The organism is Halorhabdus rudnickae (assembly GCF_900880625.1).
In the GTDB taxonomy this organism is placed as follows: Archaea; Halobacteriota; Halobacteria; order Halobacteriales; family Haloarculaceae; genus Halorhabdus; species Halorhabdus rudnickae.
In genome coordinates this window covers 209,406-228,875 of record NZ_CAAHFB010000001.1, presented here as the reverse complement: position 1 = coordinate 228,875, position 19,470 = coordinate 209,406, and the positions used below count along the sequence as shown (strand labels likewise).

Annotated in this window: 19 protein-coding genes and 2 pseudogenes; 8 read left to right on the top strand and 13 right to left on the bottom strand. The window is 62.3% G+C overall.

Features of this window, described 5'->3' with window-relative positions; translation table 11 throughout:
• Positions 1–2: 2 nt before the first annotated feature.
• From BN2694_RS01185 to BN2694_RS01155, 7 genes are all read right to left on the bottom strand, one after another.
• Positions 3–1,226 (bottom strand): lactate racemase domain-containing protein, encoded by a 1,224-nt coding sequence (locus BN2694_RS01185; protein WP_135661826.1) that lies wholly within the window; start codon positions 1,224–1,226, stop codon positions 3–5.
• Between the two features lie 86 nt (positions 1,227–1,312).
• Complete coding sequence (locus BN2694_RS01180) at positions 1,313–2,758, bottom strand: deoxyguanosinetriphosphate triphosphohydrolase family protein (protein WP_244605411.1); 1,446 nt, start codon at positions 2,756–2,758, stop codon at positions 1,313–1,315.
• A 46-nt stretch (positions 2,759–2,804) separates the two neighbouring features.
• Positions 2,805–3,029, bottom strand: a complete 225-nt coding sequence (locus BN2694_RS01175; RefSeq protein WP_135661822.1) for a hypothetical protein — start codon at positions 3,027–3,029, stop codon at positions 2,805–2,807.
• Positions 3,030–3,100: 71 nt separating this feature from the next.
• Positions 3,101–3,832 (bottom strand): sugar phosphate isomerase/epimerase family protein, encoded by a 732-nt coding sequence (locus BN2694_RS01170; protein ID WP_342210793.1) that lies wholly within the window; start codon positions 3,830–3,832, stop codon positions 3,101–3,103.
• Positions 3,829–6,594 carry an AAA domain-containing protein gene (locus BN2694_RS01165; protein WP_135661818.1) on the bottom strand — a complete coding sequence of 922 codons (2,766 nt, stop codon included), beginning with the start codon at positions 6,592–6,594 and terminating at the stop codon, positions 3,829–3,831. Before BN2694_RS01165 ends, BN2694_RS01170 begins: the two co-directional genes overlap by 4 nt.
• A 72-nt stretch (positions 6,595–6,666) precedes the next feature.
• Positions 6,667–7,074, bottom strand: a complete 408-nt coding sequence (locus tag BN2694_RS01160) for a PIN domain-containing protein (protein WP_135661816.1) — start codon at positions 7,072–7,074, stop codon at positions 6,667–6,669.
• 1 nt (position 7,075) lies between these two features.
• Positions 7,076–7,336, bottom strand: coding sequence for an AbrB/MazE/SpoVT family DNA-binding domain-containing protein (locus BN2694_RS01155; protein ID WP_135661814.1), 261 nt, complete (start codon positions 7,334–7,336; stop codon positions 7,076–7,078).
• Between the two features lie 144 nt (positions 7,337–7,480).
• Here BN2694_RS01155 and BN2694_RS01150 point away from each other — a divergent pair, with 144 nt between their 5' ends.
• A complete protein-coding gene (locus BN2694_RS01150; protein WP_135661811.1) occupies positions 7,481–7,753 on the top strand; it encodes a hypothetical protein in 273 nt (90 codons plus the stop codon).
• Positions 7,754–7,818: 65 nt separating this feature from the next.
• Here BN2694_RS01150 and BN2694_RS01145 read toward each other — a convergent pair whose 3' ends face one another.
• Genes BN2694_RS01145 through tenA form a run of 3 tightly spaced genes read right to left on the bottom strand, consistent with a single transcriptional unit; the run spans position 7,819 to position 10,750 of the window.
• On the bottom strand, positions 7,819–9,342 hold the full coding sequence (locus tag BN2694_RS01145) for a sodium:solute symporter family transporter (protein WP_135661809.1): 1,524 nt from the start codon (positions 9,340–9,342) through the stop codon (positions 7,819–7,821).
• Positions 9,336–10,088: a TenA family protein gene (locus BN2694_RS01140; RefSeq protein WP_135661807.1), complete on the bottom strand. Its 753-nt coding sequence runs from the start codon at positions 10,086–10,088 to the stop codon at positions 9,336–9,338. The genes BN2694_RS01145 and BN2694_RS01140 overlap by 7 nt, the downstream gene beginning before the upstream one ends.
• Entirely contained in the window at positions 10,085–10,750 is a 666-nt protein-coding gene (tenA, locus tag BN2694_RS01135; RefSeq protein WP_135661805.1) for a thiaminase II, read from the bottom strand. The genes BN2694_RS01140 and tenA overlap by 4 nt, the downstream gene beginning before the upstream one ends.
• 445 nt (positions 10,751–11,195) lie before the next feature.
• On the opposite strand from tenA, the gene BN2694_RS01130 reads away from it, so the two are divergent.
• The 5 genes and pseudogenes from BN2694_RS01130 to BN2694_RS01110 form a co-directional block, all read left to right on the top strand.
• Entirely contained in the window at positions 11,196–12,686 is a 1,491-nt protein-coding gene (locus BN2694_RS01130) for an NAD(P)/FAD-dependent oxidoreductase (RefSeq protein ID WP_135661803.1), read from the top strand.
• Entirely contained in the window at positions 12,679–14,019 is a 1,341-nt protein-coding gene (locus BN2694_RS01125) for an NAD(P)/FAD-dependent oxidoreductase (protein ID WP_135661801.1), read from the top strand. Before BN2694_RS01130 ends, BN2694_RS01125 begins: the two co-directional genes overlap by 8 nt.
• Positions 14,020–14,415 carry a DUF1667 domain-containing protein gene (locus tag BN2694_RS01120; protein ID WP_135661799.1) on the top strand — a complete coding sequence of 132 codons (396 nt, stop codon included), beginning with the start codon at positions 14,020–14,022 and terminating at the stop codon, positions 14,413–14,415.
• Positions 14,416–14,590: 175 nt separating this feature from the next.
• Positions 14,591–14,743 carry a DUF2080 family transposase-associated protein gene (locus BN2694_RS01115; RefSeq protein ID WP_135661797.1) on the top strand — a complete coding sequence of 51 codons (153 nt, stop codon included), beginning with the start codon at positions 14,591–14,593 and terminating at the stop codon, positions 14,741–14,743.
• Positions 14,740–15,624: pseudogene (locus BN2694_RS01110) on the top strand (RNA-guided endonuclease TnpB family protein); the annotation flags it as partial. The gene BN2694_RS01115 and the pseudogene BN2694_RS01110, both read left to right, overlap by 4 nt.
• A 55-nt stretch (positions 15,625–15,679) precedes the next feature.
• Here the strand turns inward: BN2694_RS01110 and BN2694_RS01105 are convergent.
• On the bottom strand, positions 15,680–16,894 hold the full coding sequence (locus tag BN2694_RS01105) for an RNA-guided endonuclease InsQ/TnpB family protein (RefSeq protein ID WP_135661795.1): 1,215 nt from the start codon (positions 16,892–16,894) through the stop codon (positions 15,680–15,682).
• Between the two features lie 132 nt (positions 16,895–17,026).
• On the opposite strand from BN2694_RS01105, the pseudogene BN2694_RS01100 reads away from it, so the two are divergent.
• Together BN2694_RS01100 and BN2694_RS01095 are read left to right on the top strand one after the other, a co-directional pair.
• Positions 17,027–17,479: pseudogene (locus BN2694_RS01100) on the top strand (transposase); the annotation flags it as partial.
• 145 nt (positions 17,480–17,624) lie between these two features.
• Complete coding sequence (locus BN2694_RS01095) at positions 17,625–18,170, top strand: hypothetical protein (protein WP_135661793.1); 546 nt, start codon at positions 17,625–17,627, stop codon at positions 18,168–18,170.
• 17 nt (positions 18,171–18,187) lie between these two features.
• Here the strand turns inward: BN2694_RS01095 and BN2694_RS01090 are convergent, their stop codons facing one another.
• A complete protein-coding gene (locus BN2694_RS01090) occupies positions 18,188–19,135 on the bottom strand; it encodes a zinc-dependent metalloprotease (RefSeq protein WP_135661791.1) in 948 nt (315 codons plus the stop codon).
• Positions 19,136–19,243: 108 nt separating this feature from the next.
• Positions 19,244–19,456 carry a hypothetical protein gene (locus BN2694_RS01085; protein WP_135661789.1) on the bottom strand — a complete coding sequence of 71 codons (213 nt, stop codon included), beginning with the start codon at positions 19,454–19,456 and terminating at the stop codon, positions 19,244–19,246.
• Between the last annotated feature and the right edge of the window lie 14 nt (positions 19,457–19,470).

The window sequence follows — 19,470 nt, the reverse complement described above, 5'->3', positions numbered from 1 at the left end:
GCTCAGACCAGCAGCGTCTTTGGCGCCTTCGGGACCACGAGCACGTCGCTGCCGGGTTCGATCGCGTCCTCGACGGACTCGGCGGCGTGCATCAGACACTCCTCGACGAGTTCGGGGTCCTCGCTGTTGGTGATGTAGGCGTCGGCGTGTCGGAGCGAGCGAACGGTGACGAACCCCCGCTGGGCACCGGGTTCGTAGCCTTCGAGCATCGCTTGATAGGCCGACTCGGCGTCCTCGGCCCCCGAGAGCCACTCGTAGAAGCGTTCCTCGCCCCGGCCCGCGCCGTAGCCCTCGTCGAGCACGGCGGGGACGACGACTCGGCCCCCTTCCTTCACAGGCGCACCGTCCGAGAGCACGACGTAGGTGATCCCGCGGGTCGTCTGGTACAGCTGGGCGTCCTTTGGTGCGCCGACGCCCGAGACGACGGCGTCGTATTCGCCCTCAACCTCGAAGGCCAGGGCCTCGCGCGCGGTCTCGGCGAGGTCACGGACAACAGCGCCCGAGTCGCCCGCTGAGGCGTCCAGGAACCCGTCGGGGCCGGGCGTGACGTTCAGACAGAAGTCCAGGCCGACCAACTCGCCGGCCTCCTCGACGGCCTCCCGGAAGGGGTTGCCGTCGATCTTGCCCAACTTGACTTCGTCCTGGCTGAGCATGTCCGGTCCGTGGGTGTACTTGATGAAGGATTCGCCGCCCGCGCCGATGATGACCGTCTTCGCGCCGCCGGAAAAGCCCGCGTACTGGTGGGGTTCGCTCTGGCCAGTCGTCAGCACGAGATCGGCCTCGGCGACAGGGGAGTATATCTCGATCGGGACGTCGTTCACTTCGCCGAGCGTGACGGTGTCGTCGGGATCGTGATTCTCCGCAAGGTCGGCGTACTCACCGAGTTCGGCCTCGATTTCCGCGTCGTCCATCGGGCGATGGAGTCCAAGTCCGAGGACGATAGTAACTTGCTCGCGATCGATGCCGGCGGCGTCGAGTTCCTCGAAGAGAACATCGACCAGAATGCCGTCGGGTGCATCCCGGGTGACGTCTGTGATGACGATCGCGACCTCGTCGTCGGCGCTTGCGCGCTCTCGCAGTGGCGGGCCGTGGGGATCGGCGACGGCCGCCTCTGCCGCCTCGCGCACATCGACTGGTTCACCGCCGGGGAGTTCGGCGATCGTTACGTCGCACTCGGGAAGATCGACCTCGACGTAGTCGTCTCCGCGTGGTACCTCGAAGGACATTCGTTAACCGTGTCTGACGGACGCAGGCCACAAATGGATTGTCCACCGCGATTCAGGACTACGGGAATCGAACGTGGGTCAGCGAATCATCCGATGAGGTTCTGCTGGATCGTTCCCGGCGTCCACCCGTGTAACCGTTCGTGAAGCGAAATGACTTGCTGCTCGGTCAGCGACGCGATCAGGTCGGCCACGATCCGGTACAACGGCGTGTCGGTTGTACTCGATGAACGGACACGTTCGAGATATGGCGACGGGATTGCGGCGGCAGGGAAATCTTTTGCCCTCGCGTCTTTAGCTTCCTCAAGTAGTTTCCTGAAGACGTTCCGGAGAATTTCCTCCTGTCCCTCCTGTTGTTGCATCAAGACGGGATTCGAGATGACGTAGAACTCAGTGAGCGCCTTGAGCGTCTCCACCTCGTTCTCGAAGGCCGGGTCGATCAGGAGGTCCCAGTGCGGGCCGTTCTGTGAGAGCTTGACGTACTTTGGATTCTGTGACCGTTTGGCCTCAAGATACCGGCTAACGAGCATCGACGTGAATCGTTTCAGATCCCGTCGTTCTGCGTCGGTATTTTCGAACGGGGTGAGCAACGAAGCCGGACTCCCGTCGAAAATCTGCAGGATATCAGTAAAGAATCCGGCGACGTCGAACGTCGACGTGTCCACGTCCGTTTTTTCCTCGAGATAGTCCCGGAACGGACCGAGTTCCTCGTTAGTTGCGAGGCCGAACTGTTCGAGGCGTGGATCCGGCGAGCCTGCATCACCGATTGCCTCCCGAAGGAGTTCGTCGAGTGGGATCAATCCGCTCCGGAAGAAGTCCTGTAAATCGTGGACTGCGTAGGTCACGTCGTCAGCCCAGTCCATGATCTGGGCCTCGAGGACCTTTTGGCCAGTTCGTCCCTCCAGTGGCCGGCGTGCCCAGTGGAACGCGGACGCGTCGTTTGTCCCGGGGTCAGTGTAATACCCCCACTTGTCGGGTTCGCCGTCATCGTCTTCGGCTGCCGGATCGTTCCGGTCCCAGGGATACTTGAGGGTCGCTCGCGTCACGTTACATCCCCAGTCAGGGTTGCGTGCGGCGAGGGACGTCACGATGCGAAACGACTGGGCGTTCCCTTCGAATCCTGCAGGTCGATCGCTTGCTTCCTCAACGAGATCGTCGAGCGTCTTTTCGCCACAGTGGCCGAACGGCGGGTGGCCCAGATCGTGTGCGTGGGCGGCAGCCTCGACGACGTAGGGGTCCAGAGAAGTCGCCAGCGAAGACGACCCTGGCTGATTGGACTGGCCGAGCCGGCGTCCGGTCGCGTATTCCGGCTCGATATCGTGTCGGATGAGAAAGATCCGGGCCAGCGCACTCGCGACCTGTGCGACTTTCATCGAGTGGGTCAGCCGGTTGTGATAGAGCTGTGCTTCTTCGGAGTGTGCGACCTGCGTCACGCCCGAGAGACGTCGAAAATACCTCGTATATCGGATCCTGTCTCGATCCCGACGGGCTGGATTGCGAAAATGCCCCTCCGGCACGGACTGTCCACGTTCCATTCGCTGGGCGTAACTTAGCGTACCAGTCATTCGTGAAATCAGAGAGTTACTCGAGATTCGGCGGCAGATCACGATCGGCCTCGAATTCGAAATCGGGGCCCGAAACAACGAGATTCCGCTCCCAGAGATCCTGAATCGCGTCCCGTACTGCCTCGAAATCCATGTCTTCACGTTCGGCGATCTCTTCGACGCGAAGCGCTTCGTCGTCGACGAGCGTGAGGATTTGTTCGTGATCGTCCGGGAGATCGGCTTCTCGTGCAGTCGTCCCCATATCTTTGTCCTCGTATGCAATAATCGGTGCTAACTGTAGTAAATAGTTTGGGAACACACGTGAAGTCGCCGTCACCCCGTCCAGTACCGCTCGAAGGCGTCCAGTGCAGCCGCCTGGGCGTCCTGGCTGACTTCGAGGACGATTGGGCCGTCAAAGGCGGACTCGCGGATGGTCTCGACTGTGGCTTCGAGGTCGATATCGCCCTCGCCGAAGGGCAGTCCGTCGTCGCGTCGCGTGCTGTCCGTGAGGTGGATCAGGCCAACCTGGTCGGGATACGACGTGAGGAGATGCTCCAGGGCGCTCTGATACTCGCGTTCGGCGGTGTAGAGGTGGGCCGTATCGAGCACCAGGTCGGTGCCACGGTCGAGAATCATTTCTTCGAGATGCAGCACGCTGGCGCCGGTATTGTTCTCGTGGCCGTGGGGGGCCGAAAAGCCAATCGCCTCCACGTCAGGGGCAAAGACGTGCATGACGTACTTCGAGTGCAACACGAGATAGGCATCGAGCGCGACCGCGAGGTCGTCGGCCCGTTCGTAGTATGCGTGTTCGTCCGGCGTGACGTGTGGGGTGTGGACCGAGGCGGCCGCGATCGGCGATTGCCGAACCGTCCGGGCAACCGCCGGGATGTCCTCCAGGTGGTCGCGTTCGAGGTAGAGTTCGACGGCGTCGAACCCACGATCGGCGGCCGCCTGGAGTGCGTCGGCCTCGGGCGGGCACTTGCCAGCGACCGTCACTCCATCAGTGGAAATCGTCACGCCAGGCGATCGGACTGGGTTCGCCTTGCCAGTGTCGATCTCGCTCACCGCGCCCACTCGACCATCCGCTGGTAGCGCTCGTCCGTCGAGAGCGCGTCGGCATCGCCGATCAGCACGAGCGCACGCTTCGCCCGAGTCAGCGCGACGTTGATGCGCCGGTAGTCCTCGAAGATCGGCCCATCGAGACTCCCCGTCGCGACGAACGAAACGAGAACGACCTCCTTGCTCGACCCCTGGAACCGATCGACCGTATCGACAGTCACGCCCGCGGGGATGCGCTGGCCGATTTCGGCGACCTGGGCGCGATAGGGCGCGATCACGCCGATGTCCGCTGGATCGACTCCCGCTTGCAGATACGATTCGACAGTCTCGGCGACGGCCGCGGCCTCGTCGGGATTGGTGTTCCCATTTGCCTGCCCGTCGGGATCGAGGAAGGTCACCCGTCCGCGAAGGTGGGCAGGCAACGCCGCCGGATCGACTCCATCGAGGTCGGCGAGGGTCTGGCCGGCGATCTCACCGGTCGCCGGACGCAACTGCCCGTCGTAGAACTCCCGGGAAGAGAACGCCTGGATGCGCTGGGCCATCCGGTACTGCCGGTCGAGTAGAACACCAGCCTCGGGGTGGGCGTCGATCAGTCGCTCGAATAGCGACTTCGAGAGGTCCGCTACCGTCTCTCTGCCGGTGACGTCGTCTTCACTGCGGACGACCGGCGGGAGTTGCTGGTGATCGCCAACCAACACGAACCGATCGGCCCGAGCGACCGCTGCGAGTGCGCCAGGTTCGGTCAACTGCCCCGCCTCGTCGATGACCGCCACGTCGAAGTCCTGATCGCGCAAGATCCGCGATGCGCAGGTGGCGGTCGTCGCGGCGACGACGGGTGCCTCAGTCAACTGGCTCGCTCGCTCGTCGGGATCACCTGCCGGATCGAGACGGACGTGGGCGAGGTCCTCGCGTACACCAGTCTCGGTGCCCATCCGAATGATGTCCTCGAATCCGTGCTCCAGCAGTGCCTCGACGGCGTTGTCCACCGCACGGTTCGTAAAGGCCGATAAGAGGACGCGCTCGCCGCGATCGACCAGCACATCGACGAGCGTCGCCAACGTGTAAGTCTTGCCAGTCCCCGGCGGGCCGTGGATCAGTGCGAAGTCTTCTGCGCCGACTGCCCGCCCGACAGCCTGGTCCTGGGCGGGGTTGTTCTCGACGAACGTCTTCTCGATTTCGCGGAACTCCGGCTCGCGGCGGCCAAAGAGTACGGCTTTCTCCTCGCTCGATTGGCGGAGCAGTGCGTCGTGAATGGCCGTCAGCATCCGGTCGGTCGAGAGTTCAGAGGGATAGACGTCGAGCCGGCGGAGGTCGACCGGTTCGTCGGCGGTGACGACAATCTCGCCTCTTCTTGTGGTTGGGCCGCTCGAACTCTCCGAGGTCTCGCTCCTCTCGACCTCGCCACCCAGTCGTTGCACTCGCCCGAGTTCCGCATCGCCCTCGATCGGATCGCCATCGCTCGCCAGCACGACGTCGCCCTCGCGGATCTTCGACGTTGCGCCGGTCGCTTTCGCCCGGAGTTCCCACCCACCGTCGTCGAGTTCCTGCTGTCCGGTGGGTTCGAGGTCGATCAACGCCCGATCATCGTCGGCTCGTTCGTCGGCGTCCTGTCGCCAGAGCTTCGCGTACTCCCGATGGGCAGCCCGACGTTCGGCCTCGATCGCGCGATAATTTCGTTCGAAGTACTCGCGTTCGTCCTCGGGAATCGGATTGCCAACCTGGCCGGCTTTCGATTCCTGGTCGAGCCGGCCCGAGACGGCCATGCACGTGTCCTGCTCGAAGCAGTACTCGCACTTCGCGTCGGCCTCATAGCCCGTCGGAACGTCCATCCCGTGTTCCATGGCGGCGATCTCGTTGCGCGTCCGGAGGACGAACTCCAGTAGCCCCGAACCGATCGAGAACTCCTTGGCCGGCGAGAGGTCGCCACCCTCTTCGGTCCGTTCGACGGCGGCGTTTTTGGTATAGAGCAGGGTCCCGGTGTTCGGTGGCTCATCGCCGTGTTCACCCAGAATGAGGGCGTAGGCCGCAGCCTGGATCTTGTCCTGGAATCGGGGTTCCCGGTTCGTGTTCTTGCCGGTCTTGAGTTCGACCGGCATCCCGCGCCGAACCGCGTCGGCCCGCCCTTTCAGCCCGTAGCGCTGGCTGATGAGCGTCTGCTCCGAGCGCCACTCGCTTTCGGTCGGGCCGAAGGTGGTCTGGCCGCCGTCGGTCAACTGGCCTTGCTGGAGCCAGCCCTCGATCGCGCTGGCGTGATCCAGGGCGTCCGCTCGAACCGTCTCGGCGTCCCGTCCCAGGAGGCCGAGTTCGAGACCGACCTCCTCGACGCGCTCGGCGACGGCGTCCTCGACGTCACGACCGCGCAGGAGATCCCCAAAGACCTCGTGGACGATCGTCCCCTTGACGACCGGGTACGCCAGCGGCGTCCCCGAGAGTTTGTTCAGGTAGTACATCCGGGGACACTGCACCCACGAGCGGACGTCGGTCACGTCAACGATGAACTCGGGTTCGACGACGACCATCGTCTCATCGCCCGTCGTGTATTGGGTCTCGCCGCGGTACTCGCGCTGCTCGGCGTCGTAGACAGCGAGTTCCATGCCTTCTTCCAGCACGTCGGCCGTCTCGGTCCACTTCCCCCACAAGGTGACCGTGACGGGGTCCGCGCGGCCCTCGTCTGGACGAATCGTGACTTCCGAGAGGTCCCGCTCGCCGTACTGCGTGCTCACGGTTTTCGTCGCACTTACGTCGAGGACTGGCCCGCGGAATTGCACATCATCTGACTGGGCTGGGGCGGGAAAAACGCTGTCGGTAGATGGGTAGCAATCGGGAACCACCCCAGCCATTCACCCCCAGACAATATCGTACCCGGCCTCGCGAATGGTTCCATCCGTGGTGATGATCGCGTCGGTGTTCCGTGCCCGATGACTCGCAACGACAAGTCCATCATGGATGGTAAATTCGTCGACAATCTGGGCGTATTCGGTCACTGTGGGTCCCGTCATCGGTGCGATCGAGATCGGACCACTCCCTACCAGTGCCTCTCTCGTTTCCTCCGGCGTTCCTGTGAGCGTGACGCCTCGAACGTCCTTGTCGTGCGCCACAGCGTAGAGAACTTCCGCGAAAGCTGTGCTCGGGGTGTGGATGACCGTCTCACCTGCTTCGGCTTCGGCAAAGAGACGGTCCGCTCGTGTGGGAAGCGCATCGACGAGATACACCAGGAGGGAAACAGCATCTGCAGTGTAGGTCGCCATCTCAGCCGTCCTCGTAGTTGCGGTCTCGTCGATCACGAAGACGACGCTGTAGCTCCGCGGAAATCTCTGTGCGTTTCTCCTCGGCGGTCTCCTCGGGCACGAGCAGACCGCGTCCGGTCGTGCGCGTTCGCTTTTTCACGACGATACCGTCGTCTGTGTCCAACCACACGACTTCGTCGCCCGGTTCGAGATCGTACTTCTCACGGAGATCCTTCGGGATCGTCGCCTGTCCCTTCTCCGTGACACGGGTGGCCTCACTCATGAGTGGTAATACGCGTCGTAATACCTTAGTTTTGCGGGGAGAGCGCCAGTGGATGTATTCAAGAGGAGACATGTGTCGTGGGCGACGAGAGAGGGCACACCACTGACCGCAATCTACAGGACGGGGCCGCACCTCTCCCCAGACATGGCCAAAACTGTCGACGACCTCCGCAACGAGATCCGGGTCGCCGTCGGACGATTCGAACGACAGGTGTCGACCGACTTCACCAAGGAGTCCCTCGCAGCGATCTGTGACACCGTGGGCGATCCAGTTGACGCCGCCCGTCTCCCGCCAAAATCCGACATGCGCTCGACGATCGCGGCCCACGTGCCCGAAGTGGAGACTGACCGTGACGATAGTCGCCCGTTCCGGAAGAGTGAACTGCACGCCATCGCCGACCACCTTGCCGAAGCGTAATCGGCTTTCCCGTCCCGATGAGATGGCACGCGAGCCGAACCGATCTGTACACCTGTCCCAGACTGTCAGTCGGCTCGTTCTCCGGATCCGTCATCGAGTCGACGAACTGTCTCGGAGAGCCCATCGTGATCGAACGTCGAACGAGAGAGACGAGAGGCGGACAGCGTCAGCAGGGTCGAGATCAGGAACGCACCGCCAAAGGAAGTGAGATAGAACGGATCTGCAACCGGCAGTGCGTCGCCAACGATCGGGATCGCAGTGATGTACTCCCGGAGGTCCGGGAAGTACGCGAGGCCGAACGCGAGGCCGGCAAGGCTACTGACCAGCGCACCGGGGCCGGTCAACCGCCGGGAGAACAGACCGTAGATCAGCGGAAACGCCACTGCGGCCCCCAACAGATCGGCCAGGAAGAACAGCCGGAGGACGCTACGAGCTTCCAGACTGACGTAGATCGCGGCGATGGCGACGGCGACTGTGAACACCCGCGAACCGAGTGCGAGCGTCCGATCGGTTGGCTCCTCCAGCAGGCGTGGGAGGTCGGCGGTCACGAGACTCGACAGGGCGTTGAACAGCGTGTCAACGGAACTCATTACCAGAAGTAGTGCAAGCAGAACCACGACCAGGACGAGCCACTCGGGGAACGTCTCACCCAGCAGTAGGAAAAAGGAGACATCGGCGTTGTATCCCGCACTCGCCGGGTCAGTCACGACGTTCGTGTGGCCAGCGGCGATGACGCCGAACAGCGCCGCGACCAGGATGATCAGGCCGTTCCCGATAGCGGCTCTGAGAAATCCTCTGCGGACGGTTTCGTCGTCTGCACCGGCGTAGATCCGTTGCCACCAGGTCTGATTGATGAGTTCCGCACCCAGAATGGCGAACGCGAGCGCGAGTCCGAACTGCAAGCCGGGCCAGAACCCGGGATCGAGCAGCGTCGGGTTCGTACTCGCAATTCCGGTGTAGACGGCACCGGGGCCACCCAGCGCGAGTATCGCGCCGGCCGCCGCCAGCACCACCAGCGGCAGGACGATGATCGCTTGGATCGTGTCGGTGAAGATACTCGCCCGGAGACCGCCATAGCCCGTATACAGCAGGACGAACCCACCGACGAGGACGGCTGTCTGCCACTGCGGAACTTCGGCGATGAGTGCGAGTGCCCGCGAGATTCCCGTCAACTCGGCCGCGAGAAAGACGAACATGTAGAGTGCGCTGACGAGCAGGACGAACGCGTACATCGCCGCGCCGTACCGCGCGTGGGCGTACTCCGTCAGCGAGTGGCCGTCGGGGATGACCTCGCGGACGCGGGGACCGATCTTCGCGTAGGCGAGCATGGGCAGGGCCTCCCCGATTGCGTAGCCGACCACGGCCGCGATACCGAAGCTTGCACCGGCCTCGGGCGCCGAGAGCAGGATCCAGACGCCCATGACCGACGCGAGGAGCGTGGCCGTCAGCCGACGGGGACCGACGGAATCCCGGGCCGTGATCAGATCTTCCACCGAGCCGACGCGCCCTCGGGAGTGCCACAGCCCCAATCCCGAGAACGCGACCAGCGTCAGGACTGTCAACCCGAGCGCGAGCATGGAACTCACCATTCGCGCTCCCCTCCCGAGGACTGCCTGGAATCGTCCCTGTAGGCAGTCTCGAAGAAGTCGACTTCGAGTTCGACCGTCCGTCGGAAGGATCGATCGAGACGTGCCTGTCGACGGGGCGAGGCCGCGGCTCCCTCCCGATCGAGTTCCTCCCGCAGCCAGCCGACGAACGACCGGAACCCATCGTTGGCGTGGAGGTCGATCCACTCCCGCAGGTAGAACGCGCCGGGTTCGGCATCGACGTGGGCCTCAGCCCACGAGAGGTAGACCCACTCCGCCGGGACGAGTACGGCCAACGTCTCGGCGTAACCACCTTCACGGGCCGCCCGCCCGAGCAGATCCTCGAAGGCCCGTGTGGTATCGGTCGGTTCGGGGTGGGCATACACCGACTCGGACACCTCCAGTGCCTCGAAGGAGCGCTCGAAGTAGCCGTCTTCGTCGTCGGTCAACACGGCGAGGAAATCGACGAGCTGCGAGCGCGCATCCATGCCCGCAGCGTCACCGACCGCGTAGCCGAACGCCCCGACGAGGGCGTCGAGAAAGGCGTAATCCTGCAACAGGTACCGGCGGAAGACGCCATCGTCTATCGTGCCCCCGGCGAGTTCCTTGACGAAGGGATGTTCGACAGCCGATGACCAGTCGGGCTCAGCCCGAGCGCGGAGCCACTCGGTGAACCGGGCGTCTGGCCGATCGGCCGCGTACGTCCGAAAGGTATCCGGGACTGCTTCCGTGCGATCGGCGTCGCTCATACCGACCACTCCTCCTGGCGCCAGGCGGCGTCCCAGAACCGATACTCGTAGCGGGCCGACGTTTCGAACAAGTCACGGTACCGCTCGCGGTCCGGTTTCGTCGCCTCCGCAGCGACAGCATCCATCAAGTCTAAACACCACTCGGTGAGTTCCGTAAATTCCGCGCCCGCATAGGTGTCGATCCAGGCGGCGTAGCGCTCCTCGTCCGGACGACCCGTTGCGTTGAGTCGCTTTGCCGTCTCGTTGAATCCCCACATGCAGGGTAGCAACGCGGCGACCGTGTCACCGAACGTCCCAACAGAGGCCGTCCGGACGAGAAAGTCCGTGTACCCACGGGTCGTCGGAGACGGGGTCGTCGCTTCGAGTTCGGTCTCATTGATGTCGAACTCGGTAGCGTACTCCCGGTGAAGGTCCATCTCGGTGTTGATCGTCGCGTCGAGTAACTCCGCGAACCGACCCATCTGACCGAGTGACGGGGCGTTCGCGGCTCCCAGTGCGAAGACGCGTCCATACTCGATCAGATAGATGTAATCCTGGCGAACCCAATATTTGAATGGCGCTTCTTCGAGCGTCCCGTCTCCCAGTTGTGAGACCATCGGATGGTCGACGATTGCCTTCCAGTACTCGTCGGCGACTGGTTCAAGCTCGTCGGTGAAGCTCATGGTGACAGCTAGGACTCGATCGTCTTATAACCAACTAATACTACCGCATTATATAAAACCACAGAGCTGTGACAACCCGATCAAGTGAGACGGGTGCAAAGAGCGTATCAGGAACGGACCAAAACCAGCGAAACTCACCCGTCGACAGATCGAACACTCGGGTAATGTATTGTCCACGATGGCGGTCGAAAATACAACACCCATTGAAACGCCGCGAAAGGGATTCACAGGGGATGGGAAACCTGAGAAAGACTAATATATCGTAGCACGTTTCACAGAGTGGCAGTCAGTAACAGACAAATCACACGACGCCCTTGCCAGCCCACTCCCGGACCGATCGGCACTGATGGGAAGCATTCCCAGCCGTTGTTGATTGTCGATTCGGGTCGCTGCTTCCGGCGTGAGGCGGCGACTGTTCGCTGTCTAGGGCGCACGGAGTCCACCAATGAACCACCAGACGGACGTAGCAGTCATCGGCGGCGGCGTCAGCGGCACAGCTATCGCTCGTGAACTTTCCCGGTACGAACTGGATATTACGTTGCTTGAAGCAGCCCCAGACGTCTGTACTGGGACGAGCAAGGCGAACACGGCCCTTCTGCACGCTGGGTTCAACGCAGACCCGGATAAACAGAAGGGGCGGCTGAACGTCAGAGGTAACGAACTCTACCACGAACGGATCCAGCACGAACTCGATGTCCCAATCGAGTGGCGTGGCGCTCTCGTGGTCGCAACTGAGGAAGCCGAACGCCCGAAACTCGACTCGCTACTGCAACAGGGCCGCGAGAACGGCATCGAAGACCTCGAAATCGTCGAGGGCGATCGGCTCGACGAGTTGGAACCACACCTCACCGACGACGCGATCGCTGCCCTCTGGGCCCCAACAGCCGGAATCGTCAACCCCTTCGAACTCACGGTCGGGTTCGCCAACAACGCCGTCAGCAACGGCGCGACGGTCGAACTCGATGCCGAAGTGACGGACATCGAGGAGACTACCGACGGGTTCCACGTTGAGACAGAGCGGGGCGACATCGAGGCCAAGATTGTCGTCAACGCAGCCGGGTTGTACGCAGATGTCGTCTCCGAAATGGTCGGCGTTGATGACTTCGAGATCACGCCGCGTCGCGGCGAGTACTACCTCTACGACAAGGAGACGGACATCGACGTCCAGCGGACCGTCTTCCCCGTCCCCACCGAGGTTACCAAGGGAATCGTCGTGACACCGACCGACGAGGGTAACGTGATGATCGGCCCGAACGCCGAAGAGGTCGATAGTCCGACGAACAAGGCCACCACCCGCGAAGGCTTAGACGAGGTCCTTTCAGGGGCCCAAGAGACCATCCCTGAACTCTCGAAAGACGATGTCATTCGGGAGTTCGCGGGCCTTCGACCGGCCATCAAAGAGACTGGCGACTTCCGGATCCAGATCGAACGACGCGACCCGGGATTCATCAACGTCGCCGGGATCCAGTCGCCGGGCCTGGCCTCGGCACCGGCGGTCGCCGAGCACGTGGTCGATCTCGTCAGCGATCTCGAAGGCGGACTGACCGAGGATCCGCTGTTCGATCCACACTATTCACCACCGCCCAAGACCAGACACATGAGCCACGCGGAACGAGCCGCATTGATCGAAGAAGATTCAGCGTACGGCCAGATCATCTGTCGGTGTGAGATGATCACCGAGGGCGAAATCCGGGACGCCATCAACGAACCAGTCGGTGCCCGAACGATCAACGCTATCAAGCGACGAGTTCGCCCCGGGGCCGGTCGCTGTCAGGGTGGCTTTTGCCAACCGCGCGTCGTCGAAATCCTGGCCGAAGAGCGCGGCGTCGACGAAACCGAGATCAAACTCGAGGGTGACGGCTCGGAGGTCCTGATCGGTGACACCAAAGAACTGCTGCTGACCGAGAGCGGCGAGGAGGTGAGTGCCGATGACTGAAACCGAGGCCGATGCTATCGAATCGACCCAGTCAGCCGGGACAGCCGAGAGTGCGATCCGTCAAGAGGCCCACGATCTGGTGGTCGTCGGCGGCGGGCCGGCCGGACTTGCGGCGGCCCAGGAAGCCTACGATCACGGCGTCGAGGACATCGTCATTCTCGAACGGGACTTCGAACTCGGGGGCATCCTCCAGCAGTGCATCCACAACGGCTTTGGCCTGCACTACTTCGACGAGGAGTTGACGGGGCCTGAATACGCCCAGGAGTTCATCGAGAACGTCGCTGACCGCGGCGTAGACATCCGGCTGAACACGATGGTCCAGGAGGTAACCGACGAGAAGACGGTCTACGCCGTCAGCGAGGACGACGGGCTGACCGAGATCGACGCCGAAGCTGTCGTTCTGGCGATGGGCTGTCGAGAGCGAACGCGAGAGGCGTTGGACATTCCGGGGGATCGCCCGGCCGGCGTCTTCAGCGCCGGGACCGCCCAGCGCTACATCAACATGGAAGGGAAGATGCCCGGCGAGAAGGCAGTCATTCTCGGCTCGGGAGACATCGGCCTCATCATGGCGCGACGGATGTATCTCGAGGGTGCCGACGTCGAGGCAGTCCTGGAGATTTTGCCCTACACTGGCGGGCTGACCCGCAACGTCGTCCAGTGTCTGGAAGACTTCGACATCCCATTACGGACCCAACAGACCATCACCGAGATTTACGGCGACGAACGCGTCGAAGGCGTCACCGTTCAGGAAGTCGACGACGACTTCGAGCCGATCCCCGGCACCGAGTACGACATCGAGTGTGACACCGTCCTGCTGTCGGTCGGTTTGATCCCCGAAAACGAACTCTCCGAAGACGCTGGCGTGGACATGCATCCCGTAACGGGCGGCCCGGTCGTCGACGACGGCCGGGAGACCAGCGTCGATGACATCTACGCCTGTGGGAACGTCCTGCACGTCCATGACCTGGTCGACTGGGTGACCGAGGAGAGCATGATCGCCGGTCGGTCGGTCGCCAAACAGCTCAACGACGAGATCGAGGTCCGCGAGGAGCCAATCGAGATCGAATCCACCGGCTCGGTGAGCTACGTCGTCCCCGAACGGATCAGCAAGGTGGACGACGAACGGGAGGAGATCCCACTGTATCTGCGGGTCTACGCGCCGATGGACGAGGTCTTCGTCACGGTCGAGAGTGGTGACGAGCAGTTGGCCCAGGAATTCGAGCGTCGTGCCGAACCCGGCGAGATGATTACCGTCCATGTCGATGCCGACGCGCTTGCAGACCTCCCGGAGAATCGTCTCACGGTCGACGTTGTTCCGAAGGAGGAGATCTAGATGAGCACCGAAACCGTCGAACTCACCTGTATCGCCTGCCCGGTCGGCTGTGACGTGTCCCTGGAAGTCGAAGACGGCGAGATCCAGTCCATCGAAGGGAATACCTGCCCTCGAGGGGCGGAGTACGCCAAAGAGGAGTACCGCAACCCGACCCGGATCCTGCCGACGACCGCCCGCGTCAGTGGTGGCGTGCTCCCGCGAGTGCCGGTCAAATCGGCCGAGCCGATGCCAAAGCCCGAACTGGAGGCCGCCATGCGCGAGATCGCGGCTGTGGAGGTCCAGGCCCCGATCGAACTCGGCGACGTGATCGTCGAAAACGTGTGTGGCACTGGTGTCGACATCGTCGCGACTCGCGATCTCCCTGCAGCCGAGGACGGGCCGAAAGCCGCTGACTGAGTTGCCGCGCGGGTAGAACCCAGAGGGCGAACATCGTTTCCACACGGGACTGTCGCTGGTTCTACAGATAAGCAAGGCGAGTGCCTCGGGGCTTGACCCCGAGGGTGAAGCCGACACCTACTGACCAATCCACCGACCGCAGCACTTATGTCTATACATAGTCTATACAAAGAAGATGGATAGGTACGAAATCGAAGGCGAAGAAGTGCTTGGGAGAACTGCAAAACCCTCGGGCAACAGTGCCCACGTCATCGTTCCCAAGCGCTGGCGCGGGGCCGACGTGAAAGTCGTCCGAACCTCAGAGCCCACCGAACAGGACGAAGAATGACCGACTCACAGGCTCTCATCAAGACTCTGGACTTCCAACTCGACATTCAGAGTGACAATGAGAGTCTGTTGACAGACGCCACGCTCGAATCCCGATGGGCATACAACGAAACGATTCGTCTCGCCAAGCAGGGTGTGGACTGGGACGCCATTCCCGACCGCGTAGCCGACGACGCCGACCTCGTGAAGAACACGACACAACGCGTCGTTGCGAAAGCACTGGGTGCGATGGAAAACTACCACGAGTACGACGACTTCGGCCTGCCGAGTCACACCAAAGACGGCGCGTACCCGCTTCGAGCCAACTACGAAGAAGGCTACAACCTCGCGCTTCGAGACGACGGAACTGTGGCGTTCCGTATCAGCGCGAAACCCTACAAGCACGTTAAGGGCGTGCTGGAAGGTGACGACGCCCATCTTGACATTCTCCGAGCCGCGCTCGCTGGTGACGAGTGGAACATCGGAACGGCAGAAGCATTGTTCCACGATGGGACGCCCGAGTTGCACGTCAACGTCACGAATACCGAGCGCACTGTCCGTGACAAACACGATTCTCAGACAGTCATTGGCGTGGACGTGAACGAAGACAACGTGGCACTGTCGGCACTGTCAGCAGATGGCGTCGAGGATACGCTGGTTATCGACTTCCCTGAAATCAAGTTCGAGCGCCACCGCTACTTCACGATGCGAAAGCGGGTGCAGACCGCCGAGAAACCGAGTATACACGAGACGCTTAAAGGACGGGAAGAACGGTTCGTCCGTGACCGGCTCCACAAGGTGAGTCGGCACATCGTGGAGTGGAGCCAACAGTTCGAGACACCGTGCCTCGTCTTTGAAGACCTCAAAGAGATGCGCGACAGTATCGACTACGGCACGCGGGTCACCTTCTCCGCCCTAAAGGGCGGAGCTTGTCGGTAGACTCCCGTTCTGGCCGACCCTACTGGGTGGCAGGCGAGTAGCCGCCATTCACGTTCAGCGTCCCCGAGTTCAGGGCGAGGTGACGGGTCGCCCCTCCGTGTGGAGACTTTTGCCCCGCACGGAGTAGCCGAAAGCCGATGTTCTTCGCCGCGTTGTAGTCCGCGTTGACTTCGTACCCACACTTCTGGCAACAGAACTTCTCTTGCGACGGACGGTTCTCGTCCAGCGTCGTCCCGCACTTCGAACACCGCTTGGACGTGTACGCCGGGTCTACCTGCGTGGCGTCGATACCCTCCGTTTCGGCCTTGTACGCCGTGTAGTCGTACAGCCGGCGGAACGCCCACGCATGGAACTTCTTTGCGCCCGGCATCCGGTCGCGGATGTCCGTCAACTCCTCGAACGCTATCCGGTCGCACCCGTGCGAGACGGCTTCTTGGACGAGGGCTTTTGAGATACGGTGTAGGTAATCTTCGACCCACCGCGTCTCTCGGTCGCCCATCCGTTCGATGGTTCGATGGGCCGATTCCGTGCCCGTCCGTTGTAGGTCGCCACGGACCCGTTCGTACTCCCGGCGACGGTGGTTGAGGTATCCACCGCTCCAGAACATCCCGGTTGACGTGACGGCTATCTGTTCGATACCGAGGTCGACGCCGAGGACTGTACTGTTCTCGGCGTCGCCTTCGTCCGGTATCTCGGACTCCACGTCGGCCTTCGTTCCGATGTGGAGATAAAAGGTGTCCGTCGCGTCGCGGTACTGAAGCGTCGCACCCGTGACCTCGTAGTCGTCGTCGCGGAGGTACTTCGTGTGAGGATTATCTCCCTCTGGCGGCAGAACGTACTCGGCTTCGATACGCCCGTTCACCGTGGAGAGGGATACGTGGTCGTCGTGGAACGTCGCACTCCGTTTGTCGTATCGAACGGATGGCGTCGTGAAGTGCGGTTGTGAGGCTTTCTTGCCGTTCTGCCAGCGGGCGACGACGCCTTTGATGGCTTCGGCCGCCCGGTTGCGTGCGGATTGAACAAGATTCGCTTGCAGGCGTGTCTGTTTGCGCACGTCGGAGTACGTCCGGTCGTGGAGTTTCGTTTTCGAGGTGGGCTTGTAGTCGTCCTGCCATGCGTCGCGGACGACGTAGTTGCAGGCCCACAGGTACTCCTCGACGGTTTCGTGGAGGAGAGTTGCGTCGCTGTCGTCCATGTCGAGTTTGACGACGACCGTTCGACGCACTTCCGCCATACTTCATATGCAGGCCTTACATTTATATTGATTGTGTTTGGTGTGGGGAATCGGTCGGCCACCGAACGGCGGTTGTTTCTCACCGTGTCGCGTTCCTCCCCGCCGTAAACGGCGGGGTTTCCCGCTTGTAGAAAGATGAACCGACGTTTGCACCACCTCCCGTTCCGTGCCCTCCAATACTACACGTCGTACAAAGCCGCTTTCGAGGGCGTTCCAACAGCGTGGATTGACCCTGAATACACGAGTCAGCAGTGTCCGATGTGTGGGCACACGGAACGAGCGAACCGCCACAAAAAGCGGTTCAAATGCCGCGACTGTGGGCATCAAGACCACAGCGACCGGGGTGCGAGCATCAACATCGCCGTCAAAGGCATCGAGAAGCACCAAGACTGGAATGTGCCTGCTCTCAACAGCCTTCCCCAAGTACGGAAGGTGTCGACCGAGAGACGAAGTCTCTCGTGATCCCGAAAATCTTCGATTTTCGAACGATGACGGCAGGCATCGGGGGCCGTGGACGCCCCGACCGTGACCTCGGATACCGCGAGAGGGCATCATCCCAATAGTATCCGAGGCGTGTCCGACTAATCCACGGGAAGCCTCGAGGTCGTACGGAAATCCTTGATTTCCGTGATGACGAGACGCTCCGCGTCTCGAACCACTTGACCCCGAGGCGGTTCACTCGACGGCCTGGACCGTCACGTTCATCCTGACGAATCGATTACCGACAGCTATGCGCGTTCGAGACTGGCAGGACATCCTCGCGGAGGTAGTCGAGAACGATCGAGACCCCGACGGGTGGCGCGCCGTCGGCGGCGATCGTGCTGGCGGGATCGGCGAAGACATATACTTGGGCCATCCCTCCGTCGGGGTTTACCAACTCAAGACCTACGCGAAGAACCCCTACGAGGTGCAGGGGGTCGGCGCGGAGGTCGCCCGCAAACTCGACGACGAGATCGAACCGCTGTTCCCCGATGAGGGGTCCGGCCTGTTTGGGGTCCAGACGCCACCCGAAGACGAGAACGAGGCCGAGCAAACGGCCAGCGAGCTAGAACAAGTCGTCAAGGCCCACGCCGAAGCACCGACAACGTCTGATGCCTTCTTCGAGGACGTGATGGACGCTCTGGACAGTCCGGCCTACGGGCCGATGGAGTTCGACACATACGGTCGACCGGAGGCCATGGACGATCTCACAGATGCCTTCGAGGAGGCCGAGGAGTTGCTAGACGCGGAACTCGATGACTTGATCGACGACAGCGTCGAACGTGGGTTTTACTGAGCGCCTGAGGTGACCAGTTAGGGATCGACACGCCCGAGCCACTCCGCGGGGGTATCCAGTTCCTCGTCAGTGGGCAGATTGGACGGATCCTCCCAGACGGCGCTTGCGCCCTCGATCCCCCGGGCTGCCTCAACAGCCTCGAAGAAGGCCTTTCCACGCTCGTATTGGCGCCGTTTCATCCCCAGGCCAAGCACCCGGACCATCACCGCCGCGATCGGCCCCCGATTTTGACGCCGTCGGTCGAGTGCGTCCCGGAGATCGGCGTGTGGGCGGTCGAACGCCCGATCCATCAGCAGCTCCGCGTACCCCTCGACAGCGGTCATCGCGGCGTCGAGTTCCCGAAAGGCCTCCCGATCCAGCGTCCCGGTCGAGAGATCCTCGACGGCACCTTCGAGGCGGGACTCGAGGTACTCCGGCAGCCAGGGGGCGGCGCCGAACTCCGCTGCGTGAGTCACCTCGTGGAAGGCAATCCAGCGCCGGAAGCGCCCGATCGGTACATCGAGTGTCTTGGCCCCCTGGACGATGTTGGGGTGGACGAAGTACAGTTCGTGTGGGTCTTCGGCGAGCAAGACGGGATCGTACTGCCCGAGGACGTGTCGGCCGAGAAATCCGAGCGTGACGGCCATGGTGCCGGTGTTCAGCGTCCGTGCGACCCCTGGGATAGTATCTGCCTGGGCTTGGACTGGGGCCATGACGCGCTCGAAGGTCTCGACGTTCGCCTCGATCCAGTGGTGACGGTTGAGAATCTGGATCGATTCGGGCACGTCGAAGCGAGCGTCGGTGACGGCCCCGACCGCCTCGGTAGCGGCCCGAACGTCTGCCGCGTAGGCGTCCCGTTCGGCTTCGGCGAGCGAAAGATCACCGGGATCGGTCGCGGCCGTCGCCGCCTCGGCCGCTGACTCCCAGTCGATCGGTCCCGTCCCCGACGCGTCCGCAACCGTCCGAACGCTTTCGATGAGGTTCATACCCCCGGTATCCGGTCGGCGAAGAAAGGACTTCCCCTGGCCGGACCGGCGAGCGCCGACCGACGGAACGTGGGCGATTCTTGCAAGGACTCAACCGACGTCCAATCGTTACGTTCCGTCTCTCTGGCCGTCGTCGAGAAACTTGCGGGCGAGTGCGATCGCGACGACAAGGACCACCAACAGGGGGAGGAATTTGGCGGGGCAAGGACTGCCGGTCTCGTGATCGTCATCGTGCTCGCCGGTGTCACCCGTTTCGAGTCCGTCGAGTGCTGGAATCGACCCGTTTTCGAAGTGTAGTTCGAGAACCGTGAACTCGGTCATACAGACTGGTCGGA